General features: G+C 43.4%; 22 protein-coding genes. 13 read left to right on the forward strand and 9 right to left on the reverse strand.

The window, feature by feature from the left end:
• Positions 1–5 precede the first annotated feature (5 nt).
• Positions 6–275 (reverse strand): hypothetical protein, encoded by a 270-nt coding sequence (locus JWG44_RS15050; protein ID WP_205275835.1) that lies wholly within the window; start codon positions 273–275, stop codon positions 6–8.
• A 326-nt stretch (positions 276–601) separates the two neighbouring features.
• Here JWG44_RS15050 and JWG44_RS15055 point away from each other — a divergent pair, with 326 nt between their 5' ends.
• A complete protein-coding gene (locus JWG44_RS15055; protein WP_205275936.1) occupies positions 602–1,648 on the forward strand; it encodes an MBL fold metallo-hydrolase in 1,047 nt (348 codons plus the stop codon).
• A gap of 562 nt (positions 1,649–2,210) precedes the next feature.
• Here the strand turns inward: JWG44_RS15055 and JWG44_RS22480 are convergent.
• Entirely contained in the window at positions 2,211–2,336 is a 126-nt protein-coding gene (locus JWG44_RS22480; RefSeq protein ID WP_269752213.1) for a hypothetical protein, read from the reverse strand.
• Positions 2,337–2,505: 169 nt separating this feature from the next.
• Here JWG44_RS22480 and ruvA point away from each other — a divergent pair, with 169 nt between their 5' ends.
• From ruvA to lpxB, 8 genes are all read left to right on the forward strand, one after another.
• A complete protein-coding gene (ruvA, locus tag JWG44_RS15060) occupies positions 2,506–3,147 on the forward strand; it encodes a Holliday junction branch migration protein RuvA (RefSeq protein ID WP_205275836.1) in 642 nt (213 codons plus the stop codon).
• Between the two features lie 605 nt (positions 3,148–3,752).
• A complete protein-coding gene (gene sucC / locus JWG44_RS15065) occupies positions 3,753–4,925 on the forward strand; it encodes an ADP-forming succinate--CoA ligase subunit beta (protein ID WP_205275837.1) in 1,173 nt (390 codons plus the stop codon).
• A gap of 12 nt (positions 4,926–4,937) precedes the next feature.
• Positions 4,938–5,813, forward strand: coding sequence for a succinate--CoA ligase subunit alpha (gene sucD, locus JWG44_RS15070; protein ID WP_069606686.1), 876 nt, complete (start codon positions 4,938–4,940; stop codon positions 5,811–5,813).
• 46 nt (positions 5,814–5,859) lie between these two features.
• A complete protein-coding gene (locus tag JWG44_RS15075; protein ID WP_205275838.1) occupies positions 5,860–7,437 on the forward strand; it encodes a TolC family protein in 1,578 nt (525 codons plus the stop codon).
• Positions 7,438–7,456: 19 nt separating this feature from the next.
• The gene (locus JWG44_RS15080) at positions 7,457–8,890 is read left to right on the forward strand and encodes an SH3 domain-containing protein (protein WP_205275839.1); all 1,434 of its coding nucleotides are present in this window, start codon (positions 7,457–7,459) and stop codon (positions 8,888–8,890) included.
• A 42-nt stretch (positions 8,891–8,932) separates the two neighbouring features.
• Positions 8,933–9,169: an FmdB family zinc ribbon protein gene (locus JWG44_RS15085; RefSeq protein ID WP_205275840.1), complete on the forward strand. Its 237-nt coding sequence runs from the start codon at positions 8,933–8,935 to the stop codon at positions 9,167–9,169.
• Positions 9,170–9,175: 6 nt separating this feature from the next.
• A complete protein-coding gene (locus JWG44_RS15090) occupies positions 9,176–10,024 on the forward strand; it encodes an LpxI family protein (RefSeq protein WP_205275841.1) in 849 nt (282 codons plus the stop codon).
• Positions 9,978–11,243 (forward strand): lipid-A-disaccharide synthase, encoded by a 1,266-nt coding sequence (lpxB, locus tag JWG44_RS15095; RefSeq protein WP_205275842.1) that lies wholly within the window; start codon positions 9,978–9,980, stop codon positions 11,241–11,243. The genes JWG44_RS15090 and lpxB overlap by 47 nt, the downstream gene beginning before the upstream one ends.
• Before the next feature lie 156 nt (positions 11,244–11,399).
• Here the strand turns inward: lpxB and JWG44_RS15100 are convergent, their stop codons facing one another.
• Genes JWG44_RS15100 through JWG44_RS15115 form a run of 4 tightly spaced genes read right to left on the reverse strand, consistent with a single transcriptional unit; the run spans position 11,400 to position 16,681 of the window.
• On the reverse strand, positions 11,400–11,813 hold the full coding sequence (locus tag JWG44_RS15100; protein ID WP_205275843.1) for a hypothetical protein: 414 nt from the start codon (positions 11,811–11,813) through the stop codon (positions 11,400–11,402).
• Complete coding sequence (locus JWG44_RS15105; protein WP_232371670.1) at positions 11,783–14,107, reverse strand: LIC_12586 family protein; 2,325 nt, start codon at positions 14,105–14,107, stop codon at positions 11,783–11,785. The genes JWG44_RS15100 and JWG44_RS15105 overlap by 31 nt, the downstream gene beginning before the upstream one ends.
• Complete coding sequence (locus JWG44_RS15110) at positions 14,011–14,655, reverse strand: tetratricopeptide repeat protein (RefSeq protein ID WP_232371671.1); 645 nt, start codon at positions 14,653–14,655, stop codon at positions 14,011–14,013. The genes JWG44_RS15105 and JWG44_RS15110 overlap by 97 nt, the downstream gene beginning before the upstream one ends.
• 1 nt (position 14,656) lies before the next feature.
• Positions 14,657–16,681, reverse strand: a complete 2,025-nt coding sequence (locus JWG44_RS15115) for an ATP-dependent helicase (RefSeq protein ID WP_205275844.1) — start codon at positions 16,679–16,681, stop codon at positions 14,657–14,659.
• 754 nt (positions 16,682–17,435) lie between these two features.
• Between JWG44_RS15115 and JWG44_RS15120 the strand changes: the two genes are divergently transcribed.
• The 3 genes from JWG44_RS15120 to pepN are packed head-to-tail and all read left to right on the forward strand — an operon-like array spanning position 17,436 to position 21,815.
• The gene (locus tag JWG44_RS15120; RefSeq protein WP_205275845.1) at positions 17,436–18,014 is read left to right on the forward strand and encodes an NUDIX hydrolase; all 579 of its coding nucleotides are present in this window, start codon (positions 17,436–17,438) and stop codon (positions 18,012–18,014) included.
• Between the two features lie 3 nt (positions 18,015–18,017).
• On the forward strand, positions 18,018–19,274 hold the full coding sequence (locus JWG44_RS15125; protein ID WP_205275846.1) for an MFS transporter: 1,257 nt from the start codon (positions 18,018–18,020) through the stop codon (positions 19,272–19,274).
• Between the two features lie 15 nt (positions 19,275–19,289).
• A complete protein-coding gene (gene pepN / locus JWG44_RS15130) occupies positions 19,290–21,815 on the forward strand; it encodes an aminopeptidase N (protein WP_205275847.1) in 2,526 nt (841 codons plus the stop codon).
• A gap of 617 nt (positions 21,816–22,432) precedes the next feature.
• Here pepN and JWG44_RS15135 read toward each other — a convergent pair.
• From JWG44_RS15135 to JWG44_RS15145, 3 genes are all read right to left on the reverse strand, one after another.
• On the reverse strand, positions 22,433–22,621 hold the full coding sequence (locus JWG44_RS15135; protein ID WP_205275848.1) for a hypothetical protein: 189 nt from the start codon (positions 22,619–22,621) through the stop codon (positions 22,433–22,435).
• A 68-nt stretch (positions 22,622–22,689) separates the two neighbouring features.
• Positions 22,690–23,802: an alkane 1-monooxygenase gene (locus JWG44_RS15140; RefSeq protein ID WP_205275849.1), complete on the reverse strand. Its 1,113-nt coding sequence runs from the start codon at positions 23,800–23,802 to the stop codon at positions 22,690–22,692.
• Positions 23,803–23,837: 35 nt separating this feature from the next.
• Positions 23,838–24,443 (reverse strand): TetR family transcriptional regulator, encoded by a 606-nt coding sequence (locus tag JWG44_RS15145; protein WP_205275850.1) that lies wholly within the window; start codon positions 24,441–24,443, stop codon positions 23,838–23,840.
• Positions 24,444–25,318: 875 nt separating this feature from the next.
• Here JWG44_RS15145 and JWG44_RS15150 point away from each other — a divergent pair.
• Positions 25,319–25,633: an LIMLP_04285 family protein gene (locus tag JWG44_RS15150; protein WP_205275851.1), complete on the forward strand. Its 315-nt coding sequence runs from the start codon at positions 25,319–25,321 to the stop codon at positions 25,631–25,633.
• Positions 25,634–25,655: the final 22 nt, after the last annotated feature.

The following is a 25,655-nucleotide window of genomic DNA, read 5'->3' on the forward strand; positions in this document are numbered from 1 at the left end:
AAGGATCAATATCCTCCGCCTCCCCCGCCGCCGCCTGAACTTCCGGATCCGCCTCCGCTTGCGCAGATAGCAAGGACGCCCAGATAAAGGGAATCACAAGCTCCCATTGTGGGATTGGAGGAATTACAGGCCAAGTATGTAGCTACGGCGCTATTGCATTTTTTCTTATCGTCCTCTTTTTTTTCCTTATCCTGATCCAAACCAAGATTGGAACAGGAGAGAATGGCGAGGGCAAAAGCCGCGAGAGAGATTTGAAAATGTGTGATGAGTTTCACGAGAGTTCTCCTTTAGAAGAGGAAAAAGTTATTCCTCTCAGTCAAAAAATTATCACGCGAAAATGGAAAGGAAATAGAAAAAGCGGAACAAACCCGCTTTCGGAATGAACAATCTCTTTTCAGGAATCAAGAATCGAAAGTCGACTTTGGAAACTCCGAAAAAATGTTTTGCACGAAATTCCCGGATTTTTCCCTGCGATCGACTTCTTTCCGACTCGAATTCTCACGGTTTTACGGGCAGTTTCGCTCTTTTTCGAAAGAAGATTGGTATTACTCGAGCAATTCAGGAACCTGGTGAAAAACTCAGGGTTCGAATTCTCAAATCCATGTTCATAAAACCTTTTTTTGTCTTTCTAAACGTCCTGATTCTCTTTGATTCCTGTTTTCCGATTGATCCGGACCGGGTTCGTTCCTCCCACTTTCGAGACGGAAAGTATCACAATCTCGAAGAAGACGAAAGACTGAATAAGAGTTTTTTTTCGGTCCTCCGATGGAAAATTTTGGGACCGGTGGATCCGCCGACCGCAGACGGAAATCTCGCAAAGGTTCCCGAGGTTCTTCCGAGAACCAGAGAGGATTTTTTAGCTCCGGAAGGAAAGGTAAGAATCATCTGGCTTGGTCACGCGACCGTCTGGATTGCTGCAAACTTTCACGGAAAAAGAATGCACATTCTTACAGATCCGATCTTTACCGGAATTCCGCCTTTTGTTAAACGACTTACCGAACTTCCGATTCAACCGGAGAATCTTCCGGGTGTGGATATCGTCGCCGTCAGTCACGCACACAGGGATCATCTCGACATAGACTCGATCAAAAAAATTCAGAAACTATTTCCGGAAGTTACGATCCATCTTCCTTCGGGAATGAGAGAATTTGCAAAAGAGGAAGGTTTTGAGAATACGGTAGTTCAAGAATGGTGGTCCGTTTTCGAATATGCGGGAACAAAGATCCATTTTCTTCCGGCTCAACACTGGAGCAGAATGGGGCTTACCGATATGAACCAATATCACTGGGGAAGTTACGCATTCGAATTTGAGAGTATTCGAATTTACTTTGGCGGTGACACGGGATTCTCAAAACATTTTTCCGAAATTGAGAAAAAATTTCCAAGGGGTTTTTCCGCAACGGTTCTTCCGATCGGAGCTTTCAAACCGAGATGGTTTATGGAACCGGCTCATATCGGTCCGAAAGAAGCCTTGGAGGCGGGGAAAATTCTTCAATCTTCTCTTCTTCTCCCGATTCACTGGGGAACCTTTCCTCTTGGAGACGATCTTCCTTCGGAGGCGGCTCTTTATCTCAAAAAAATACAATCCGAAAAAAAAGAGACTACTCCCGTAAAGGTCTGGACGATCGGAGAAGTCATCGACTTGTAAAAAGGTCGATTTTACCGGCGCCCTTTTTTGAAAGAGAGATTTCGGGTCGAAAAAAATTCTTTCGACAAACGGAGTTCTGAAAAAGTTCATTCCAATATCTTTTGCTTTTCGTGAGATTGGATCGTTTATAAAAAACGAAGGAGTTCCCACGTTTGGGAAAGGCTTTTAGGAAATTCTTCTCTTTGTTGGCAAACAAACGTCTGAGACGAGGCAAAAATCGAAGAGACCGGTGTAAGAGTTCCTACTTTTTATTCCGTAAGGAGAATTTGGAAAATGAGAAAAACAAACCCCGGTTCCCTAAAATTTCCTTAGATGATTCCGACAAACTTTGGGTTTTCCCCAAAACTCGTCGAGGGCATACACTGAGTTTCACAAAAATGTGGGAACTCCCATGAAAATTTACCGAAGACAAAGTCCTTCATCAAACGCTAAAAGGACGTAATCTGTATGAACTCCTCCGGCGCTTTTATTTCGAATTTTCTCAGTGTTGTAAAAACGGTTTCCATCGAGGGTTTTAAAATGGTCTCGGATCTGATCCGAAAATCTGACCGCAAAAGCGGACTTAAAGTCCTTTGGAAATAAAATCTCGGCGATACAATATAATCCTCAAGAATATAAGAATTCTTTTATATTCTGATCCAAGCGCTTTCAAAACAAACACTTCGATTTTAAAAAATAGATCTTTCATTCTTTTCTCTTCTCCTTCCGAGAAATGACGAAAGGTATAATTTTTTGAAGAATTTTTTGCCCTTACAAAAACGAGATTGCGCCTTTGCACAAAAAAACTCTCGAGAACTTTCAAATCGTCTCGGAAATTTATCTTTACGATCCGACTCCGAATGAACGGATGGGAGGATATGATCTCAGGCCTGAAAGGAAATCTTAGAAAATTAGAAGTAGGATTCGCACATCTCGAAACGGGTGGAATCACTTACGAAATCACGATCTCTTTCAAAACCTATCTCGAACTCAAAAGCCTTTCCTCTTCGAAAGAAATTCATCTTCACATCTTTCACGCGATGAGCGAGAGAGGACAGAGGCTGTTCGGATTCTTAACCGAACAAGACAAAGAATTCTTCAAAGTGATGAAAGGGCTTCAAGGAATCGGCGAGTTGACGGCCCTCAAAATCCTTTCCTTCTTTTCCGCGGAAGATCTCTATCGAATCGCACAATCCGGAGAAGCCAAGGAACTCGAGAAAATTCCCAAGGTAAAAGGAAAAACCTCGGAAAAGATCTTTTTTGAAGTAAAACAGAATCTAAAAAAGTTGGAACTCTTTCTTTCCGGAGCTCCTCCCAAGGGAACTTCGATTTCTTTGGATTCTTCCACTTCCACTCCGGAAGAGGCCGCGGCCTCTCGAAGAAAGGAGACCGCCATTTTAGGACTCGTCCAACTCGGTTTTGATGAAAAGACCGCCGTAAAGGAAGTGGAAAAGACTTTGAAACGTTCTCCGGAAACCGACCCGGGTGAAATCATCCGCGCAATTCTGAAAGAACTCTAAAAGTGTGAGAGTTCCTACTTTTCTCAGGAACTTCGAAAGAAACTGTTCCAGAGCGAAATTCAATTTCTGTGAGAGTTCCTACTTTTTTTGGAAACCAGGGAAGAATCCGACCTCCGTTCCAAAAACTAAAAATTTCGTTGGATAGGAGTTCCTACGTTTCAGTCCGAGCATTTCTTATCAGAAGAATCGGATTCTTTTCCCGGACAAAAATCCTTTGGCGGTTCGTTTTTTAGGCGTCTTTCTTGCGAGGGAGTTCCTACATTCCAGAAAACAAAACGTCCTTCTTCGAATACAAGGTTCTAAAATTGGAGTTCCAACAAAATTTCGTTTCACGAACCAATTCTCGAAAAAGACCGAAGTGCAGATTTCAAAACATTCCCTCAAAGTAGGAACTCCCAAATTCAAAATTCTTCTCCAAAAATCCTCACCAAGGGTCGATCCATTCCTGACTCAAAAAAGAAAGAAGCAACAAACTCCCGACCGGCAAACGAAGATTCTCCCGAATTTTTTACTGACACCAAAGTTCCCGCCTAAAACATTATAAATTTAGAGAAAACTGTTCCTCCTACTAAAAGCACTGAACTAAGTTCAATGAAGGTTAATTCATGAAAATTCACGAGTATCAGGCAAAAGAAATCCTGAGAAGGCATAAAGCCAACGTACCTTTTGGGGTCGTTATCGATAATAAAGAAAACGGATCCAAAGCCCACGACGAAGTCACCTACGCAACCGAAGGTTCCGTAGTAGTTGTAAAAGCGCAAATCCACGCCGGTGGACGCGGTAAAGGCGGCGGAGTTAAGGTTACCAAAACAAAAGAAGATGCATTAGCCGCAATCGACAAAATCCTCGGTATGCAACTCATCACTCCTCAAACCGGACCCGAAGGAAAAAAAGTCCTAAAAGTTTATCTGGAACAAGGAATCGACATCGCAAAGGAATACTATCTGAGTATCCTCCTCGATCGTTCCATTCGTAAGACCATCATCATGGCCTCTACGGAAGGTGGAATGGAAATCGAAGAAGTTGCGGAAACTCATCCGGAAAAAATCCTCAAACTCGCGGTGGATCCCGGAATCGGTCTCCAACTCAATCAAGCAAGACAACTTGCCTTCGAACTCGGACTTCCGATCGAATCTCATAAATCTTTCCAAAATCTTCTCTTCGCAATCTACGAAGCTTATATCAAAGAAGACGCATCTCTTTTAGAAATCAATCCTCTCATTCTTACCAAACAGAATGAAATCGTTGCGGGCGACTGCAAAATGGATCTGGATGAAAACGCACTCTACCGTCATTCCGACAACGCTTCGTTCCGCGACGTAACGGAAGAGGATCCTCTCGAAGTCCAGGCTTCCGAGTTCAACCTCAACTACGTGAAGTTAGACGGAAACATCGGTTGTATGGTAAACGGAGCCGGACTTGCGATGGCGACGATGGACATCGTAAAAATCGCAGGAGCAGAACCCGCAAACTTCCTCGACGTGGGAGGTGGAGCGAGTAAGACCACCGTTACCAACGGATTCAAAATCATCCTAGGAGATCCGAACGTAAAGGGAATCTTCGTAAACATCTTCGGTGGAATCGTTCGTTGCGATATGGTCGCGGAAGGAATCATCGAAGCTGCGAAGGCTGTGGATCTCAAAGTTCCTCTCGTGGTTCGTCTTCAAGGAACCAACTCGGAACTCGGAAGAGAAGTCCTCAATAAGAGCGGACTCAAAATTACCGGAGTCGACGACCTCCGTGAAGCGGCAAGTACGATTGCCAAATTGATTCAATAAGAGAGAACACACATGGCAGTATTAGTTGATGAAAATACAAAGGTTGTAGTTCAAGGAATCACCGGTAAGGAAGGTTCTTTCCACGCAACTCAGATGTTAGCTTACGGAACCAAAGTGGTTGCCGGAGTAACCCCGGGAAAGGGCGGTTCTAAATGGGAAGACAAGGTTCCCGTTTTTAACACGATCCATGATTCCGTTAAGAATGAAGGCGTAAACGCAGCCGTGATTTTTGTTCCTCCCGCTTTTGCGGCAGACGCGATCATTGAAGGAATTCTTGCGGAACTTCCTCTCGTAATCTGTATCACCGAAGGAATTCCTACACACGACATGCTCAAGGTTTACAGCGTTCTTAGAAATTCTAAAACCAGACTCGTGGGGCCGAATTGTCCGGGAGTGATCACTCCTCGCGCAAAACAAAAACTGGGAATTATGCCGGGTTTTATTCATAGCCCGGGTTCAGTGGGAATCGTTTCCCGTTCCGGAACCTTGACTTACGAATCCGTAGCGCAGATCACAAAACAAGGTTTAGGTCAGTCCACTTGTATCGGAATCGGAGGAGATCCCGTTCCCGGTATGAACCACACGGAAGCGATCAAACTTCTCAACGAAGACCCTGAAACCAAGGGAATCGTGATGATCGGTGAAATCGGCGGAACTTCCGAAGAAGAAGCCGCAGAATACATCAAAAATTACGTAAAAAAGCCGGTTGTAGGCTTTATTGCTGGTCAAACGGCTCCTCCGGGCAAAAGAATGGGACACGCGGGTGCGATCATCAGCGGAGGGCTGGGAACGGCTTCTTCCAAAATGAAAGCGATGCAGGAAGCGGGAATCCACGTTTGCCAATCCATCGCAGAAGTTGGAGAAAAAATGAAGAAGGCTCTGGGTTAACCAAGGTCTATTCTTACAAGGGTTCCAGAACAGAAGGAGTAACGAAATGGATCAAAAAGTACAAAATTCAAATCATAGGATTCTAAGAACAAAGAACCTCGGGAGAATTCTCTTGGGAAGTTTCGTTCTTCTTCAAACCTTCTCTCTCGCGGCCAACGATACCCTCAAACTCACGACGGAAGAAACCGTCAAAAGGGCGCTGGAAAGCAATTATAGTTTACAAAACCTTCGTTACGAATTGGCGAAATCCGATACGAACTTTCTCAAAAACGATTCGAAGTATTCTTGGAGATTGGTAGCCGACGGAAAATCCAGTCAGTCGATTCTTCCTTTCAACCAAGCAAACCTCCTCACAGGAACCAAAATTTCGGACGATACCATCAAGGGTGGGATCGAAAAAATGCTTCAGACCACCGGAACTTATTTCAAGGTTGAAGCGGGAACCAGAAGATTCGACTCGAACGCATTTGAAAACGCGGCTACAACTCCCGCAGGATTTTCTTCTTTAGGAATTCCTCCTCTTTACACGGGGTTTGTAAGAGCTACGATCAGCCAGGATCTTCTCAAAAACTCTTTTGGTTATAAGGGAAGAAACGAAGTCAAAATTTTAGAATCTCAAGCCGAGATCTCAAAAAATCAAGTATCTCAGCAAATTTCCGGAGTCATCGTGGATTCTCTCGTGGACTTCTGGGACTACTCGATCAAAACCCAAGCCGTAAAAACCTACAAACAACTCGTAGAAAATACGAAAAATATCCGCAATCTTACGATCCGCAAACAAGGCCTCGGACTTTCCGAAGGTTTCGAAGTCAATCAATGGAACGCACTTCTCGCACAGGCTGAAAACCAATTGGAAACGGCGGTTGTGCAAAAAGAAGAAGCGAAGAGAAAACTCGTTCGTTCTCTGAAAATTCCCGAAGGAACTTCCCTTTCGGAGGAAACCAATCTTTTAGAAGAACTCACCGAAAAACCGGATTATTCCAAAGATCTCGAATACGCATACAAACACAGAGCTGATTTTTTAAACGCACTCAAACAAAAAGAAATCGCGGAAGCGGCTTTGAAAAACGCGAATAACGACAGACTCCCTACGCTGACGATTTCCGGAACGGGAGCGAGTCAATCTCAGAACATCATTTCTCCGCAGGAAAACTACACCGATAATACGAACGGAATCACAACTGCAAAATACAAAGAATGGACCGGACAAATGAACTTTGTCTATCCGTTGGCGGACAAAGGGATTTACGCCGGAGTAAGGGACGCAAACATTTCGATGCGTCAGGCGACTCTAAAAGAAGAAGATCTAAAAAACGAAGTCAGAGACGACGTAAAAACAAGAATCGAAGCTCTGGAAGCAAGTCATAGAATTTATAAAAACAATATCATCACGGAAAGAGAAACCGAAAACTACTACAACGGAGTTTTAAGAAGTTTCCGTCAAGGCCGGGCCGACGCGGTTTCCGTAAAGAACGCGTTAGACACTCATGTGCAGGATCAGCTTCGTCTGACGCAAGCAAGAGTGAACTTTAACATCGATCTTCTCAGATACTATCTCGCAAAAAACGCCCTTCTCGAACGCTTTCAAGTGGATCGAGATAAGCTGATTCCGAACTTAAATTGATCCAAAGCCGGGGTAGGACTTGAGAAAGAGTTTTTTTGTTTTCCTCGGCGTCGTTTTTGTTTCCATTCTTTTCGGATTTCTCATCTGGAAATTCCTGACTCGGAAAACGGATTCCGTTTATAGAAATTTTTCCAAAGGAAACTGGGAAGATGTTCTCTTAGAGGTCTTAAAAAAGAAAGATCCGGATTTAGAGGACTATTCGTTTGCCTCGATGGCATTGGCTGAATTCAATTCTTCCTTATTGATTCTTCCTGCCGAAAAAAAAGAGAAACTCGCTCAGAAATTCTCCGAAAAATCGGGACTGAAATTTACGAAACGGGAAGTTTCCGGAAGAACGATCTTCACGTTTGAAGATCGTTTTTTTTCCTTTCTTCCCGACGGATCCTTTCTCAAAACCAGAGCGCTTTGTAAAAAATTGACCCTCGGTGCGGAATACGAAACCTCCGATGTCCTTTCCCGTCACCTGACAAAATTGATTTCTTCCAACCCTCTTCCGCTCTACAACGAATACAACCAAGCCCTTCTGAAATCGCTCGCGTCGGGCTCCGCGAAAGAATTGGATGAAAACGGAAGGTCTAAACTTTCCAAACTTCTCGAATACTTTTCGGGAAGAGAGGATTCTCCGTTTAGCGCCAGTAAGGCGGAGATCGAAGGAAAAAATCTAAACGTAAGAACGGGTCCGGGAACCGAAAATCCGATCGCCTTTCAATTCAAAGGCGGAGAAATCGTTTTTATTCTGGATCGGGATTCTCGCACCGAAACGATCGCCGGCAAACGCGGGAATTGGAATCAGGTTTTGGATCTCCGAAACGGAACGGTCGGCTGGATCTTCTCAGGATTCTTAAAAAACGTTTCATCCGATCTGACCATTTCTCAATCCGTGGAAGAATCCTTTCGCACGATGGACAGGGCCCCCGTCTGGGACTTCGAGTCCTGGAAAGAATCCTCTCCTCCATTCGGATTTCAGGGAGAATACCATCCCACCGAAAAGATCGCGTTAGACGGTGATACCGGGATCGTTCTGCATTCTTCCAAAAATAAATACGACTCCGTTTGTCGCAGCGTGGAAGAACCCTTTCGGGATCTGGAATTTTACGTTTCCTTTTTAGGCGGCGATGAAAGTATTCCGCTCTTTACCTTATTTGCCGGTTCGCCCGGAGATTTAAACAAAGCCTTTGAAATTTCAATCGATAAGGAAAGTATTTCCATCAATCGAAACCGTTATATCACGGGAGATAATTTTTCCAAGAAAAGATTCCGTCTAAACGTTCAAAACGCCGGTTCCGGTTTTAACGCCGGGCTTACACTCTCGGAAAAAAAGGTTCTTTCAGGAATCGATTCCTTGGATCCGATCGACGCAAGTTCCGGGATCCGATGGAGACTTTGTCTTCCGATGGCGAGGGAGAACGGGGATGCGAGCGTGAGCGTTTTTCAGTTTAAGTTTATTCCGTGAACAGCAATCATAAATTAGAAAATTCTAATAGAGAGAATCAAAATGCCGACATACGACTACAAATGTAAAGCCTGTGGACAAACTTTCGAGGAGTTCCATTCCATGAAAGACGATCCGATCCGGGATTGTCCTCTCTGCGGAAAAAAAGGAGAAGTCGATAGAATGATCTCCAACGGTTCAGGAATCATCTTCAAAGGAACCGGATTTTACGTGACCGACTACAAAAAAAGCGGTTCCGGAGAATCCTCCGCGACTTCGTCCGCTTCTTCTTCGGACTAAAGTTTAGTGGGAAGATTAGGAATTCTTGCGGGCGCCGGAGAACTTCCGCATATAGGAATGAGGGAAGCCCTCTCCGCCGGCGAAGATCCCCTTTTACTCTCCATCATAGAATCCGAATTCGAAGTCGGAGAATACGCGGACCGCAACTACCCGATTCACATCGTAAAAATCGGGACCTTGATGAAGATATGCAAACAACAGAATATAGATCGGCTTCTTCTTTTGGGAAAGGTCAAAAAAGAAATCATCTTTAAAAATCTAAAGTTCGATCTCAAGGCAATCAGTCTTTTAGCGCGTATGGTCAACAAACACGACTACTCCATTTTTAAGACCGTATCGGACGAGTTCGCAAAAGAAAAGATTACGATCATCTCTCAAAAGACATTCTTAAAATCCCTCTTTCTTCCCGAAGGAAGATTTACAAAAAAAGCCCTCAACAAAAAAGAATTAGAGGACGTCGCTTTTGGAATGGACTACGCGGAAAAGATGGCGGGTCTCGATATCGGCCAAACGGTCGTAGTTCTCGACAAATCGGTTCTCGCCGTCGAGGCGGTGGAGGGAACCGATCAGGCGATTCGCAGAGGCGGTTCCTTCGCTAAAAAGGGAAAGGCGATCGTTTGTAAGAGTTCGAAACTTCACCAAGACGATCGTTTTGATCTTCCCACGGTGGGGGAAGAAACCTTGCGAATCATGCACGAGAGCAACTGCGGGACCCTCGCCCTAAGAACCGGAGAAACGATCATCGTCCATCCAAAAGAATTTATAAACCTTGCAGAAAAACTGAAAATTCACATCTTGAGCATCGGCAATGGCAACCTTACGAAAATCAACTCCACAACCAAAAAAATCCAGTAGCCAACCCGTGTCCAAACGAGAGGAGACCACTCTAAAAAAAGAGGATCCGAAAATTCTAATGCTCGCCGGAGAACATTCGGGGGATCTCTTGGGCGGAGAACTGATCCGAGAACTCAAAAAAAATTTTCCGGAACTGGAAACGTTCGGGGTCGGCGGGGAAAGAATGATCGAGGAAGGATTTCATTCCATAGAATCCATGGAAGAACTTTCCATCATCGGATTCTCCGCGATTCTTTTTAAATATAGATTCTTAAAAACTCTGATCGGAAGACTTCTTGATGCGGCCGTGGAAAAAAATTGCACACACGCCATCCTGATCGATTATCCGGGCTTCAATCTTCGACTTGCAAAAGAACTCAAAAAACTCGGAATTACCGTCGTCTTTTATGTTTCCCCTCAGCTCTGGGCCTGGAAGTTCAATCGAATTTATGGAATCCGAGAAACGATCGACCTTATGCTCGTCCTATTTCCTTTTGAAAAAGAAATCTACGATCGTTACGGAGTTCCTTGCGAATTTGTGGGACATCCGTTAGCGGTTCGTCTCCGAGAAAAAATCCGAAAAGAAGCTCCGATCGAAGAGCCCGAAGACAAAACTCATTTTCACGCGATCGTAACTTTGATGCCGGGATCAAGAAGCGGAGAGATCAGAAGAATCTTAAACGATCTTTTAGAGACGGCGGGAAAACTTTCCGAACACTACGAGCTTGAAAAAAAGAAAGTCCGCTTTTTACTTCCGAATATCAATCAAAAAGAAGAATTGTATATTCTCGAACAGATCGAAATCGCCAAGACAAAATATCAGCACCTGAAAATCGAATATCTTTTTGATCGATCCCTTCGAGCCATCGAAACCTCCGATCTCGTTTTAGTCACGTCCGGAACCGCCACGTTAGAGGTAGCTTATTTCGAAAAACCGATGGTGATCCTTTATAAAGTCAGCATGTTTACGTATACGATCGGTTCTCTTTTTATTAGAACTCCGAACATCGGACTCGTAAACATTCTTTCGGGAAAAGAAATCTGCAGAGAATTGGTGCAGGCTGAATGTACTCCGGCTCATATCGTCGCGGAATCGATCGACCTTCTCGAAAACAAAAAGTATCGAAACAAGACCATCGAAGAAATCCGCAAAGTGAAGGAATCGCTCGGAAGCGAAAATTCTTCCAGACACGCCGCAAGAGAAATTACAAAGTTGATCAAGGGGATTCCGAGAAAGTAAAAACGGAAGTTCTATCAGCGGGCCGTAGCAAAAAATTCGAAAAAAATCCGTCGTGATTCTACATGGAATCGGGCATTCGATCCGATCCAAACCTTTTTACGATGGAATAACTTTGATCGTAAAAAGGAAAAAGATGCCACAAATAAACCAGGAAGACTAACGTGTTTGATTCTCGGAGGAAATTCTTTTCAGGACCACAAGGTCTTCTCCCCAGAGTCCTTGCCAAGTATTCGTTTTGAGTTCGCGAAAGAGAAAATAACCGCTCGGGGTTTCTTCTCCCCTTCTTCTGAGCTGAAGCCCCTCTCCGTCTTCCAAAAGATACAATTTTGTTTCTTTTTGTTCTTCCAAAAGAACCGCTTCCCTCTCGCTCAAAAAACGAATTTGAACGGATGGATGAATCGGAGCCACTCGCCAAGTTCCGATCAAGTCCACTTTTGCGGAAGATTTTCGACCGAATTCTTGATTTGAAAATCCGAAAAAATAAAGATAGATTCCAAAACCCAAAAGTACCGTAAGCGCTACACCGGAGGAAATAAGAATTATCTGTCTCCGATTGATTCCAGTTTGCATTCCCCTGTTTCCTCCCTAAATTTTCGACTGATAAAAGTTTCGTTGAGTTTTCCGTTTGCGCTGATCCGGATCCGATTTTGTTCGACAGCGCCGTAACCAGTAAGGTCGGCGGATTCATTCTTCCAAAAAATATTTCTATAATAAGAGAGCGTCGGCAATAGATTGTGTTCGTAACCGAAGTCGAAAGGTTCCCTCAAATTCAAAGGTAAGGAACGTTTGTCTTGAAACCGAGAACGATTGAAACTTACGTTATGCAAAACATTCAAAGAATTATGAAGCGCTAAAAAGTCGTCTCCAAAAAGCCGGATCGTAGTGTCGGCGGTTACCGATTCCGGGATGATCCAAGATCCGCAAAAACCGTTTACCGGTTCTTCCCAAGGCATTTCCGTCACCTTCAATCTGATATCCATGTAAGGATTATCCTGGCCAAAGGTGAAGTTCGTAAATCCTTCCATATAAGGTTTATCGTTCTGATATCCTTTCAGATCCAATCTGGAGAAGAATGGAACGATTTTTCCGTCGAGAGTAACTCTTCCCAGATCTTTTTCCTTAAATCGAAAAGACTTGAGTTTCCAGTGAATCGTAGCGGTAAAATACTCCATTAGATATTTGTAAAATGGAGTTCGGGTCCATCGAATTTCAGGAATGAGTTTTTCCTGTCTTGTTCGGATATCGGTTCGAACCCAATTTTTCCAAAAATGGTAAACGGGAAGAAAATCCTTAATCGAAATTCTATCCAATTGTAATTCCCATTTCCAATCGTTATAAAAAGGATAAAAAAAGGCGCCGTTCGCACGGGGAGATTTTTTCCAGCCGGTTTTACCCGTAATCGATGTGGCCAAAGTTTCCTGAAAAAGATTCCCTTTGGCGTTGAGTTCCAAAATATTTCCGGGAAGAACGTTGGCGATCACCTGATCCAAACGAACGTCAAAAAAAGGATCCTTCCAGTGAAATCCTAAAAGGTTAAAGGAAACGTTGCTCTTGATCCAATCGTTATAGTTGCCCGTTTCTTCCCATTTCCCCTTTAGGTTGAGTTGGCCTTCGAGAATTTCCAAATCGCCCGGAAGTTGAAAGATGGATTTTAATTCTTTGACATTCTTCCAATCCGCATACATTTCCCAAACCGCGAGTTTTTTGAGATTGAGTCCGTACGTTATGCGAAATAAATTTTCTTCCTTTGTGAAAGTATGAATCTGTTTTTCTCCGGTCTCGTCGAGTTTGAGGTCCATCTCGTGTGTCAGATCCGCGTCCTTTAGATCGGGAATTTTCAAACCTAAAGGAAGTTCCTGCTGAATTTTCCCGGAGACGTTTGTGAACTGATTTTTTCCTCTGACCGAAAGTTTTTTTCCATTGAGAAGAATTTCGTATTCTCCCGAAATTTTTCCGGACGTCAAAAGAATTTTTCCGAAAAGGGAATAGAGTCCGCGTATTTTCTCGGCCTTTATATTCTGAAAATGGAATGTACTTTTGGATTCTTCGGAGTTGAACTTCGTCTCGAAAGTTCCCTGGATATATCTTGAATATGGAAACGGAAAAAGTGAATCGCTGACCTTTACGATCACACCTTCGGGTTGTTTGGTGATGACGATATCGATTCCTTTGATCGCGTTTAATACTTCTTCTCCGCCTTTGGAGATCGTGATCGTGGTATTGAGCAGTTTTATTTCGGGAATGTTGATCTTCTGAACGTAACCGATCAATTCTCCTGCGATCGCGTCCTGAAGATCCAAATTTATGGAAGAATCTTTGACCACGATTCCTTTGATATACGGTTGTCCCTTCCACAATCCGCCGAGACGAAACTGAATCTTGTTGGTCCTGAATAGAATATGATTGAGGGCGAAGTCTTCTTCGGAAGAAATTCGAAAGTCTTCAAAAACGACGGCGTTCGGAAAATCGTAATCCACCACGCCGAGTGTTACGGCGCGGCCAAGTTCTTGGTTGATAAAGTTGCGGGAAAGTTCTTTGAGCCCCCGTAAATCCAAAAGTCGAGTTCTTACATAGTATCCGACGGATTCGACTATGATCGCGTGAGCGCTCAGAAGTAAAACAAAGGCGATGAGGATAAATTTGACTCTTCGATTTTCTTTTAAAAAAACAAAGAAGGATCCGAGGAAACGAAGGAAATCACCGGGGGCTAAGGACTTTGCCTTTTGCCAAACCCGGTGAACTGAGGTTAAGTTAAGAAAAGAACGAATTATCTTGGAAGAACCTGAGAAAGTTTTTCCTGGATCTCTTTTAGAACCGGACTTTCCGGAAACTTCTGAAGACCCTCTTCCAGAACGATCTGGCATCTTTTGAATTCCTTGATTCTCATAAAACTATTGGCTACGGTTTCGTAGAAAAGAATGTCTTTTTCAAAATCTTTTTCTCTCGAAGCGCGTCCTAAGATTCCAAGAGCCAATCCGTATTTCTCTTCTTGATAGAGAGCTTTTGCATACATCTTTCTGCGAGTTGTGGATTCGTAATTTTTATCCACGGTTTCCGATTTTCTAAAATGAACGATCGCATTCTCGGTATCGTTGATTCCTAAATAAGCGGTTCCAAGGTAGTGGTCTAAATGTTCCAGACCCTTTCCTTCTTTCGAGCTTTGGATCTCTTTTAAAACGATCGATGCTTCTTTATAAGATTCAATTTGCAGGAGAAGTTTTGCCTTTTCCATAAGGAGAGAAGAACGTTTTTTTTCGTCCAAAGGTATGGAGAGCTGGGAATCGATTCCCTGAATTTTTGCGCGGACCGCCGATTCTTGAGAACCGCCGTTATCCACGGTTTTCTGACCGCTTGCACAGGCGGTAAGAACAAATATTGTTACCAGAGTCAGTATTTTTTTATCTAAAGCCATTCTACGATCCTGTTTTCAATTTTTCCAGCTCAGCGAAGAAGTCTGCCGTCTCCTGCTCTCTGGATTCCTCATTGGAAACCCAGTCCAATGTCTCCGGATCGATTTCCGTCAAGAACCGGGAGGCCTGGGTAGCCATTTGCTCCCCAAACTTGCGTCGATTTGCGGCCCCTGTCAAGCATAAATGCTTTCTTGCACGGGTCATAGCCACGTAGAGAAGACGCCTCTCCTCGTCTACGGACGATTCTTCGGTTAACACTCGAGAGTTCGGAAGAATTCCTTCCTCCAATCCGGCGACATAAACCGAGTCAAACTCGAGTCCCTTGGACTGATGAATCGTAAGAAGTTGGACTCGATTGTCTTCCTTATCATCATCGGAAGGAGTCTCGTCTTCCATAAGAAGATTGAGTCGATTTATAAAATCAAAAAGAGTCGGTTTTTCGGGAGAATCGTGATTTTCCTCAAAATAAGACATCATGTTTACGAGTTCGGAAAGATTGAAGGTCCGTGCCTTCGCGATCTTCTCGTCCTTTTCTTCGAGAAGAATTTCTTTTTCGATTCCCACTTCTTGGATGAATTCCCGAAAAGCGAGATACATCTTCGGCATCGTCGCGAATTTCTTTTTTGTCCGCTCGATGAGGTTTACAAAATTATAAATTTCAGATTGGATCTTTTTTTGTAACCCGGGAATAAAATCGGGAGATTCACAGACCCGAAAAAGAATCTCGTATAAGGATTCTTTCATCTGCCCCGCTTTCTCGTGAATCAGAGAAATACTTCCGGGACCGATTCCCCGTTTTGGATAATTCAAAACACGAAGAAGAGAAGCGTCGTCTCTTGTGTTTGCGATGAGACGGACGTAGGATATCATATCCCGAACTTCCTTTCGATCAAAGAAGTTATATCCTCCGATGAGTTTATATGGAATCGATCTGCTTCTGAGTTCTTCCTCGAAAGGTCGTGTCTGAAAATTCGTTCTAAAAAGAATCGCGATCTGACTTCCGACTCTCGCATCCTTTATGATTTCTTCCCGAATACAATCTACGACATAGGAAGCCTCGTCCTTTTCGTCCATTCTTTCTATGTAGCGGATCTTTCTTCCTCCGGGAATGGATGAAAAAAGTTCCTTCGATCTTCTGGAAAGATTGTTTTTGATAAGCGAATTCGCTCCCTGAATGATGACCTGGGTAGATCGATAATTCTCCAAAAGACGCACAACGTTACTTTCCGGAAAATCCTGTTCGAAGTTCAAAATCAAACTGAGATCGGATCCTCGAAACGCATAGATGGACTGATCGTCGTCGCCTACCACGCAGAGATTTCGATTCTCACCCATTAGCGCTCTTAAAAAAGTGTATTGAGTTTGATTCGTATCTTGAAACTCGTCGACCATGAAATACTGAAACTTCTTATGATATTCTTCCCTTACTTCTTGAAATTCTTTCAGTAATACTCCGGGAAGAAGTATGAGATCGTCGAAGTCCAGGGAATTTTGTTCTTTGAGAGAAGTCTGATAACTGTCGAAGATGAGATTTGCGATCTGATCCGATTCCACGAGGGAAGAATCCAGATATTCTCTGTAACTTGGACCCGAATTTTTTATTCGGGAAATTTTTCCAAGAATTTCGGAAACTTTAGTTTTTTTGAGTTCCACTTTATTAGCAATCAGTAATGTAGTTACGAAACCTTCCTGATCGTTTTGATTGAGAAGAAGAAAAGGATGTTTGTATCCGATGAGCCCGATATGTTTTTTAAGAATGTTGAGGCCGAGGGAATGAAACGTAGAGAGAACGATTCCCTTTAACTTCTGCCTCGGAATCATCTTCCGAACCCGTTCTTCCATTTCTCTCGCACTTTTGTTAGTAAAGGAAAGCGCGACGATCTTACCGGCGGAAACTCCCGCGTTCTCGATCAAATGTGCGATTCGATTGGAGATAACGCGGGTTTTTCCGGAACCGGCTCCGGCAAATATTAGAATCGGGCCGTCTACGTGGCGGACCGCCTTTTCCTGTTCAGGATTGAGCTTCATGGGACATGTGACATAATCAGAGCGGGAAGGATTCTGTCAATCCTGTACGCTTGAAATTCTAAAGAACGAACGATGAGAATCGGAGTTCCGACCTTCTTCTTTCTCCGATTTCTCTCTTGGAGAAAAAGAGAGGTTAGAAAAGAATGGAGACGAGAATGAGAGCGTTTCACCTCAAAAAAAAAGACCAACGGAAACCTTGTCGGAATTCCGACGTCCACTGTGAAATGAGCGCGCCCCACCCTGATTGGGTGGTGGAGGAGAGGTGGCGGGAAAAAACCCGGCCGACTTTTCTCTATCAGAAAACTCTAATTTTGCAAGGACAAATTCTCCTCGCCTCCCTTGTTGGAACTCCTACAAAAAAAACCTCTTGGGGACCGTCCTCAAGCGAGTCCTCTTCTAATTTTTTGGCGAGGAAATACAGACGAACCGGATTCTTATCCATCGGCTATTTAGGACTGAAGCCGGATTTGTCGGAATTACGACAACCCTCCGTGAAATGCGCGCGCCCCACCCTGACCTTGGGTGGAGGGGTGAGGTGGCGGGAAAAAATCCGGGCGACTTTTCTCTATCAGAAAACCGTAATTTTGCAAGGACAAATTCTCCTCTCCTCCTTTGTAGGAACTCCTACAAAAAGAACCTCTTTGAATCGTCCTCCTTCCCCTCTCCACTTGCCTTTGATGTCAAAGAAAACAAACTCTTCCTCGACCATTTCGGAATTCCGACACAGCAATCGATTTCAAAAAAGTGAAAATCCATGAAACCCTTTCAACCCGAATCCTATGACCCTTTCTCTCACCTCTGGTCCAAAGAAAATCGAAAGGATCTGATTCAGACTCCGATCTTTAAACTCGTTTCCTGGCATACGACCTCCCCCGATCAAAAAGTTTCCAGAGACTTCTTCCATCTGGAATCTCTCGACTGGGTGAACGTAATCGCACTCACCCCGGAAAACAAAATTCTTCTCATCGATCAATATCGTCACGGAATCCATCGTTTCAGTTTGGAAATCCCAGGTGGAATCGCAGAGAAACCGACACTTTTAGAATCGGCACAAGCGGAACTCGTGGAAGAAACGGGTTACGTTTCCGAAGAATGGGAATATCTCGGAAAGGTTACGGGCAACCCCGCGATCTTAAACAACTGGTGCCATACTTTTGTAGCGAAAAACGTTAATAAACTTCACGACCAAGATCTGGACGACAGCGAACAAATTGAAATTTTTGAAACTCCTCTCGAAAACATTCCGAAACTGATCACCGAAAATATTCTTCATCACGGGATGATGGTCGCCGCTCTGGGAATGTATTTTATCAAACATCCGATTCAAAACTAAACGATGACCCAAACTCAAAAAAAACACGATCCCTTTCAAGCCCTTAGAATCGCCGACTTCCGTTCCTTTCTTCTTGGAAAGTTTATGGTGACTCTTTCTATCAGCATCCAGACGACCGTCGTCGGCTGGCAGATGTATCATCTCACCGGCAGCAATCTTCACGTAGGTTTTATAGGTCTTACCGAAGCGATTCCTTCCATCACGATGGCCTTATTTTCGGGCCTCCTCATCGATTCGTTTCCAAGAAAAAGAATCGTCTCCTCCGCGCTCGGACTTCTATCAGTCTGTTCCCTTCTTCTTCTCATATTAGTAGTTCCTAATATGGAATGGGTCATCAGAGACTTTGGAGTTTATCCAATCTACGCGGTGATTTTTCTTTCTGGAATCGCGAGAGGATTTCTCAACCCCGCAACGGCGGCATTTCAAACTCAACTCGTGGACAAAGAAACCTTTCCAAACTCCGCGACCTGGAGCGGAATCGCTTGGCAAACCTCTCTTGTCCTAGGTCCTTTGACCGGCGGGATGTTGATCGTCCTTGGTCTTAATTTTGCTTATTCTGCGGATCTGCTCTTGATGAGTTCCGGTTTTTTGATGATGCTTCTTGTCAAAAGCCAACCCGTTCCCGAAAAACCGGAGATCGGAGAAACTATCTGGCAAAGCCTCAGCTCCGGTTGGAAATTTGTTTCCAGTCATCAGATCATTCTTGGAGCGATTTCTTTGGATCTTTTTGCGGTCCTTTTTGGAGGAGCGGTCGCCCTTCTTCCTTCCTTTACGGAAAGAATTTTGGGTCAGAGTCCGGAAATCTTCGGAATCCTTCGTTCGGCGCAAGGAGTCGGCGCGGTTTTGTGTGCGTTTTTTATCGCTGCAAGACCTCCGAAAAAAAATTCGGGTTGGATTCTTCTTTCCTGCGTTTTTGGTTTCGGAATTTGTATCGTTCTTTTCGGTTTTTCTTCGGACTGGAGAATTGCGTTTCTCTGTCTCATGGCGGCCGGCGCATTTGACATGGTGAGCGTCGTGATTCGGCATACGATCGTGCAGATGCACACTCCCGATCATATGAGAGGAAGGGTTTCCGCGGTGAATCATATCTTCATCGGTTCCTCCAACGAGATCGGAGAATTCGAGTCCGGCGTTACCGCAGAATGGCTCGGAATCCGAAGATCCATCGTCGCAGGCGGCGCGCTCACACTTTTGACGGTCGGTTTTGTGGGAGCAATCGCGCCTCGACTCCGGAAGATGGAACTCAAAGATATCATGTAAAGGAAAAATAATAGAATGGATGCTCCCAACGTACTCACACAAACAGAAGCCTTAGAAAGAGCAAGTCTCGTCAATCAAGTCAGCTATTCCATTCATTTGGATTTGAAGGCGGGAGCTTCGACTTATCAGGGAAAAACAAAAATTCTATTCTTTTACACGGGCAAAGGAAAGGGAAAACTCAAAATCGACTTCGTCACAAAAAAGATCGAAGTGTTTTTGTTAAACGGAAAAGAATTTTCAGGTTATACAAAGACGGACTCAACCCTTGATCTTCCCGGTGAGTCGCTCAACCCCGGAAAGAATGAAATCGAAATCGAATATACTAACGAATACAATCACAGCGGTTCGGGTTTTCATCAATTCCAAGATCCCGCGGACGGTTCGGAATATCTTCACACGGATTTCGAACCCTTTGAAGCTCATCGAATGTTTCCTTGTTTCGACCAGCCCGATCTTAAGGCAACGTATGAACTTTCGTTAAGCGGACCGAAAGATTGGAAATACATCCACAACACTCTCTCTTCCAAGGAAGAAAACAAAGAAGGGAGAATCGAGATTCAATTTCAAAAGACCGCTCTCTTCTCCACATATTTGTTCGCATTGATCGTAGGACCTTACGAAGTCTGGGAGGATAAATACAAAAATATTCCTCTGAGAATTCTTTGTAGAAAGTCTCTCGCAAAATTTATGGACGCGGAGAATATTTTTGCGATCACAAAAGAATCCTTCGCATTCTTAGAATCCTATTTCGAAGTTCCTTATCCTTACGGAAAATACGATCAGATCTTCGTTCCCGAATTCAACATGGGAGCGATGGAGAACGTGGGAGCCGTTACGTTTTCGGAACACTACATTTTCCGAAGTCCAAGAATTTATTCCGAATATCTCGGAAGGGCCAATACGATCTATCACGAGATGGTTCACATGTGGTTTGGAAATCTCGTAACGATGAAATGGTGGAACGATCTCTGGTTAAATGAAAGTTTTGCGGATTATCTCTCTTATTACGCGATGTCTCACGGAAAAATTTTCCCGGACGCGCTTGAACACTTTTATGTAAGGGAAGAATGGGCTTATAGAGAGGATCAGCTTTCAACGACTCACCCGATCGCGGGCACGGCCGAAAACACGTTAGACGCTATTAGCAACTTCGACGGAATCTCCTATTCCAAAGGCGCCTCGGTTTTACGTCAGTTGATGTATTACATCGGAGAAGAATCCTTTCGAAAGGCGATGCGGCAATACTTTCAAAAATTCGCAAATTCCAACACGGTTCAAAACGACTTTTTGGATACGATGTCCGAAACCTCCGGGATCGACATCCGAGGTTGGAGTAAAGAATGGCTCGACACGACCGGAGTTAACACTCTTCTTCCGGAATGGAAAGAGGATCATATTTTGATTAAGCAGCTTCCTTCCGAAAAAAACGGATTGTATCGAACCCACGCACTGGAGGTGACTATCTTTGCTCTCCAGGGAAATTCTTTCGAAAACGTCTGGAAGGATAGAATCGTAGTTAAGGGAAAAGAAACAATTCTCCCTTACAAACACGATCCCGGAAGTCCCGAGATCGTCGTATTAAACACCAACGACCACGCATACGCGAAAACCTATCTTCCTAAGGATTCCATAGTTTTATTAAAGACTTCGCTTAACAAACTGAAGGACAGATTTGCGAGAAGAATTCTTTGGGGCTCCCTGTGGCAGATGACGCGGGACGCTGAAATTTCACCAAAAGACTTTTTGGAAATCGTATTCTCCCAAGGCACAAAAGAGGAAGATCTTTCCGTAAGAAGCAGTCATATTCTTACCAAAGCCTCCTCAATCGCGGCGAGTTATCTTAAAAAAGAAAACAGAGAAGAATGGTCGACAAAGCTCAATGAACTCGCAAAAAAAGGGCTCTTGGACCCCGAAACAAAGGACGAAGAAAAAATCGTCTGGTACCGAATTTTGGAAGGAACTTCCCGGACTCAAATTCAATTGAATTATCTGCGCGCGCTTTTAGACGGCAAGGTCAACATTCCCGGAATCAAAATCGATCAGGAAAGGAGGTGGAGTATCATAACAAGACTTTCCGCCTTCGGAGCCAGAGACGCTTCGGCCCTCATTGAAAACGAAGCAAAGTCCGACACTTCCGATCTTGGAGCCAAAAAAGCTTACGGAGCCAAGGTCGCGTTTCCGGACGCAGATTCAAAAGCTGCGGCTTGGAACGAATTCAACAACGCAAAGACAAAATATTCCACGGACATGCTGCGTTATGGAATGAGGGGTTTTTACTGGGATCATCAGGAGGAAATTCTGAAAATTTACGAAGATAAATACTTTCAGAATGTGGTCAAAATCTACAAGGAAAGGGATTCTCATTTTTCTTCCGCGTATGGAAACATCTTATTTCCCGGAGTGGAACCCAGCCAAGGTCTGGTCGATAAAACGAATCGATTCTTAAAAGAAGAAAAAGAGATTCCCGCTCTTTTAAAAAAGGATCTCAAACAACACAGAGACGATTTGGAAAGAACCGTAAAAATTCTCTCCAAACAATAGATCGCCGCCAAAAGGCCGCGCTCATCTCGAAACTTTCGAAATACAAAGGAGAAAACTTCCGGGAAAAACTCCTTTGATTTTGAAAGATTTTTTCGAAGGCCTTGTCGAAATTCTGAAAAGGGTTCTCTCACGGTTTGACCTTGGTTATTTAATTTTTTATGATATACTCTGTTTTTCGTTTCACTGAGGTGAGATTTAGAAACGGTGTTTCACTGACTCCATCCTTTCAGAGCTCCCAAAGAAACGCAGATTTCATTTAAAAAAAATGGCAGGTTTCTCTTTACAAAACAGTAAGACAAGGAGGAAAGAAAAAAAATGGAGAACTAAAGTGAGACAAATCACAAAAGGAATGTGAACATTCTTTTTGTTCGAAACGATATACTGACGAACGCCGTAAATATAGAAATACAACGGAACCAACAGAATACGGTTCCTTCCATAGGTTATTCCAGCCGAGTTTTGTTAAGCGAAGAAGAGAATTTCATCCTTTCTTTAGTAAAACAAGGAACAAAACGAAGAGGCTATCACAACTTAGTATTAGTTTCATAGGAAGGACCATATACGTTTACCTTCGACGGAGTAACCGACCAGGCCAAAAAAAGATACGCTTGGGAGAATTACGAAATCGCCGTAAGTTTTGATCTTTCCAACGGAATTGACGCGGATCCAAGTAAAACGGCTCTCAGCAATCCGAAAATCCGTTTCGCCGCCGATTCCCGCAACGTTCCCTTAGGACTCAGGATGGAACTCAGACGAAAAGAATAAGAATTATAATAAAAAAGCCCGGTGTAGATCCGGGCTATCACATACTATTTTTAGAATATAGATTTATTATTTTTTTGATCTTATGTTTTTATCTAAGAATCGAACCTCTTCAAACAGCGTTTCTAACCGCTTCCGAATTCGAATTCCCGTAATATTTTTTTTTCCAGTCCTCCAATCTCCAATCCATAATCTTATACCAGAGAGGCGGAATCAGCGCCACCAAAACCATCACTTCGTAACCGTAAGGAAGTTGAGGGCTTTCCTCGAAATGACGCAATGCCGAATAACGTCTTCCGGCGTTGGCGTGATGGTCTGAATGTCTCTGCAGATGAAACAAAAACGCATTGCTCACCGCAAAGTTCTGATTCCAGGAATGAATCGGAAGAACCTTTTCGAATTTACCGGGAGCGATTTCTTTTCTCTGAAGACCGTAGTGTTCTATATAGTTTACCAATTCCAAAAGGGAGAATGCGATAAAACTCTGAATAAAAAAGAAAGCCGGAACTTCCCAAGAAAATTTTCCAGTATAAAGAGTAAGGGCCCCGGCAACGGTTCCGATAAACAAAACCGGAATCACGGTCGCGGAAATCATCTCATTGTCCAAAGACCAAGCAGACCTTCCTTGTTTTAAAAGTCTTTTTTCTTCCAGCTTCCAAGCGGAGAAATAGGAACCCAAAACGGTCCTTGGGTAGAATTTATAGAAGGATTCGCCCTTTCTCGAAGACGCCGGATCGTCGTGAGTGGAGACGTTTACGTGGTGCCCGCGATTGTGTTCGATAAAAAAATGCATATAACATACAGTCATAAGAATGAATTTAGAATACCATTGTTCTATCTTTTTACTCTTGTGACCTAACTCGTGTGCCACGGTGATTCCGATTCCTCCCGTATTGATTCCGATCGCGAGAGCAAAACCAAACCATTCCAGAAGCGTAAGTTCCTCGGTCTGAATCTCATAGAGCGCCCATACCACCAAACCGATCTGAACCCAGGCCCATAGATAGGTAAGAAATCGAAAATAGAATTCGTTCTGCAACAAAGGCACCTCTTCCTCGATCGGATTGGAAGGATCGGAACCGATCATTATATCCAGTATTGGAAGGACTCCGAATACGATCGCGAAGGTAAGAAAATTATAAGCTCCGCCTAAATAAAAACCCAACACCGCAAATGCGGGGACTAAAAAACAAACAACGAACGAATAACGTTTCAAATTGGTCATATCACTTCTCTCCCTATCTTTTTTGATCGACGATTCTATCTTGAATCGTTTCCGACCTTTTTTGATTCCATAAACAACGAGTTTGTCAGAAAAGGCACAAAGACGCGTACGATAGCAAAAGTTTTTTCGAAATCGATCGTTCCCTGATCCATCATCCTTTGAAAAATCGTTCCTATCAGGACGCTGAAAAAAAGGTTCTCAATCTCCGTATTCTTTAAGTCGAGATGACTTTCGATCGCCTCCCGAAAGACGAACGAACATTCTTTTAGGATCGCCTTTGCCGAATCGGAATCTTCCCTTCGATAAAGATCGCAAACGAGCAAAATCAAATCCTGAAAATGCCTCTCTCGTTCCTTTACAAAGTCGAAAAGCAGTTCGAGTTTTTCCGCCGGATTCTTATCCCGATTTCGATCTCGGATTTCAACCAACCGCTCCGCGTCGTCTCGAACCACCCATCTCGCCATTTCCTCAAACAGAACTTCCTTGGTAGGAAAGTAATGATACAAAGAACCGGTCGAAACTCGAAGTTCCTTGGAAATTTCTCTCATCGTTACCAAAGCATATCCTTTTTTGGCAAAAAGGCTCAGGCATCTCGTTAGAATGAAAATTCTGTAAACTTCATGATCCACAACCTTAGGCACGGGTTCTCCTTAATTTCGAACAATCGTTTTTATAGAACAACAGTTATTATATAAAACTCTTCAGGAAAAGGCAAGAAAAAAATGAAGAATATCGACGTCCTCATTGGCTCAGGTGAAAATTTGGCCCCTGTTTATCGCCTCCCATTGCTCGAGTTTAGGAATGGATTCAAAAAACGGTCCATTTACGTGACCGAAGACGCAAATTACGGAGATTTTTTCGAAAAGCTCGCCGAGATCCGACGGGAAAATGCACTGAGTTTCGTAGAAGTGTAGGAACTCCAATGAGAATTTAACAGCAATCTGCCCACTTTAAAAGCTCATAAACCGCTTTAGAGACGTAATATGTTGGAACTCCATCGTTTTCTATTACGAGCGAAACGAGCGTTTTCTATAACCCCCTTTCAAGGTCTGGGACAAATTCTGAGTTTTGAATCGGACCCGGTTCTTTTTTAGAAAAAGCCGGAAGGACAAAAATCAACGAAATGAAAAGGAGAAGTTTTGTTCATTCGTCAAAATCGCCTTTTTGCGCGTTTGAATTTATAAATGACCCTTCGGACGCAAACGAATCGCAGCGACGTATTCTTTTTTTGAATCTGATTGGAATGAAAAATTCTAAGATATCTTGATTCTTTTTCACAAAGGGTTTCGCATTCTAAAATATTTACTCTTCGTTTCTATCAGCGCTCCGCTTTTCTTTTCCAAAATTCGTTCGATTTTATTCTAAAATTCCTCCGTTTCGATCTCGAACGCGAAAAGAACCCCGATGGTAAAAGCGAAATCTTTAACACGATTGTAACAATGTCAGCGCTTTTAGTCTTGTAGGATAATGTAATAATGAGAAGCGATAGACATTCCCTAAGGAAAATGATTACAATATGATTACAAGAATATCCACACTCATTCTATTCTTACTTCTTATCTCATTCACTGAGACATTTGCGGACACCGTTAAAAATACAAAAACCAACGAAGTAATTGAGAACGTTAAGACCTCCGAAAACGAACAAGGCATCATCGTAGAATATGAGGATGGAACAAAACGGGGCTTTAAAAAAGATGCGGTTACCATCGAAAAAAAAGATGTGGCTTGGACAAAAGAGGAAGAAGCAAAAGAGGAAACCAAAGGTGATCGTTATTTTGCATTCGGCTCGCTTGGTTTTCTTTTAATTCTTTTTTTCGCACTTCCTTAACAACGTCGGCCAAAGAGTAATA

The sequence above is a fragment of the Leptospira ainazelensis genome, assembly GCF_016918785.1.
Lineage (GTDB): Bacteria > Spirochaetota > Leptospiria > Leptospirales > Leptospiraceae > Leptospira > Leptospira ainazelensis.

Excerpts from the sequence above, each read along its gene's own strand:
- JWG44_RS15055 (WP_205275936.1), top strand. The coding sequence starts at position 602 with ATGTTCATAAAACCTTTTTTTGTCTTTCTAAACGTCCTGATTCTCTTT.
- JWG44_RS22480 (WP_269752213.1), bottom strand. The coding sequence starts at position 2,336 with ATGAAAGATCTATTTTTTAAAATCGAAGTGTTTGTTTTGAAAGCGCTT.
- ruvA (WP_205275836.1), top strand. The coding sequence starts at position 2,506 with ATGATCTCAGGCCTGAAAGGAAATCTTAGAAAATTAGAAGTAGGATTC.
- sucC (WP_205275837.1), top strand. The coding sequence starts at position 3,753 with ATGAAAATTCACGAGTATCAGGCAAAAGAAATCCTGAGAAGGCATAAA.
- sucD (WP_069606686.1), top strand. The coding sequence starts at position 4,938 with ATGGCAGTATTAGTTGATGAAAATACAAAGGTTGTAGTTCAAGGAATC.
- JWG44_RS15075 (WP_205275838.1), top strand. The coding sequence starts at position 5,860 with ATGGATCAAAAAGTACAAAATTCAAATCATAGGATTCTAAGAACAAAG.
- JWG44_RS15085 (WP_205275840.1), top strand. The coding sequence starts at position 8,933 with ATGCCGACATACGACTACAAATGTAAAGCCTGTGGACAAACTTTCGAG.
- lpxB (WP_205275842.1), top strand. The coding sequence starts at position 9,978 with ATGGCAACCTTACGAAAATCAACTCCACAACCAAAAAAATCCAGTAGC.
- JWG44_RS15100 (WP_205275843.1), bottom strand. The coding sequence starts at position 11,813 with ATGCAAACTGGAATCAATCGGAGACAGATAATTCTTATTTCCTCCGGT.
- JWG44_RS15105 (WP_232371670.1), bottom strand. The coding sequence starts at position 14,107 with ATGCCAGATCGTTCTGGAAGAGGGTCTTCAGAAGTTTCCGGAAAGTCC.
- JWG44_RS15110 (WP_232371671.1), bottom strand. The coding sequence starts at position 14,655 with ATGGCTTTAGATAAAAAAATACTGACTCTGGTAACAATATTTGTTCTT.
- JWG44_RS15115 (WP_205275844.1), bottom strand. The coding sequence starts at position 16,681 with ATGAAGCTCAATCCTGAACAGGAAAAGGCGGTCCGCCACGTAGACGGC.
- JWG44_RS15120 (WP_205275845.1), top strand. The coding sequence starts at position 17,436 with ATGAAACCCTTTCAACCCGAATCCTATGACCCTTTCTCTCACCTCTGG.
- JWG44_RS15125 (WP_205275846.1), top strand. The coding sequence starts at position 18,018 with ATGACCCAAACTCAAAAAAAACACGATCCCTTTCAAGCCCTTAGAATC.
- pepN (WP_205275847.1), top strand. The coding sequence starts at position 19,290 with ATGGATGCTCCCAACGTACTCACACAAACAGAAGCCTTAGAAAGAGCA.
- JWG44_RS15140 (WP_205275849.1), bottom strand. The coding sequence starts at position 23,802 with ATGACCAATTTGAAACGTTATTCGTTCGTTGTTTGTTTTTTAGTCCCC.
- JWG44_RS15150 (WP_205275851.1), top strand. The coding sequence starts at position 25,319 with ATGATTACAAGAATATCCACACTCATTCTATTCTTACTTCTTATCTCA.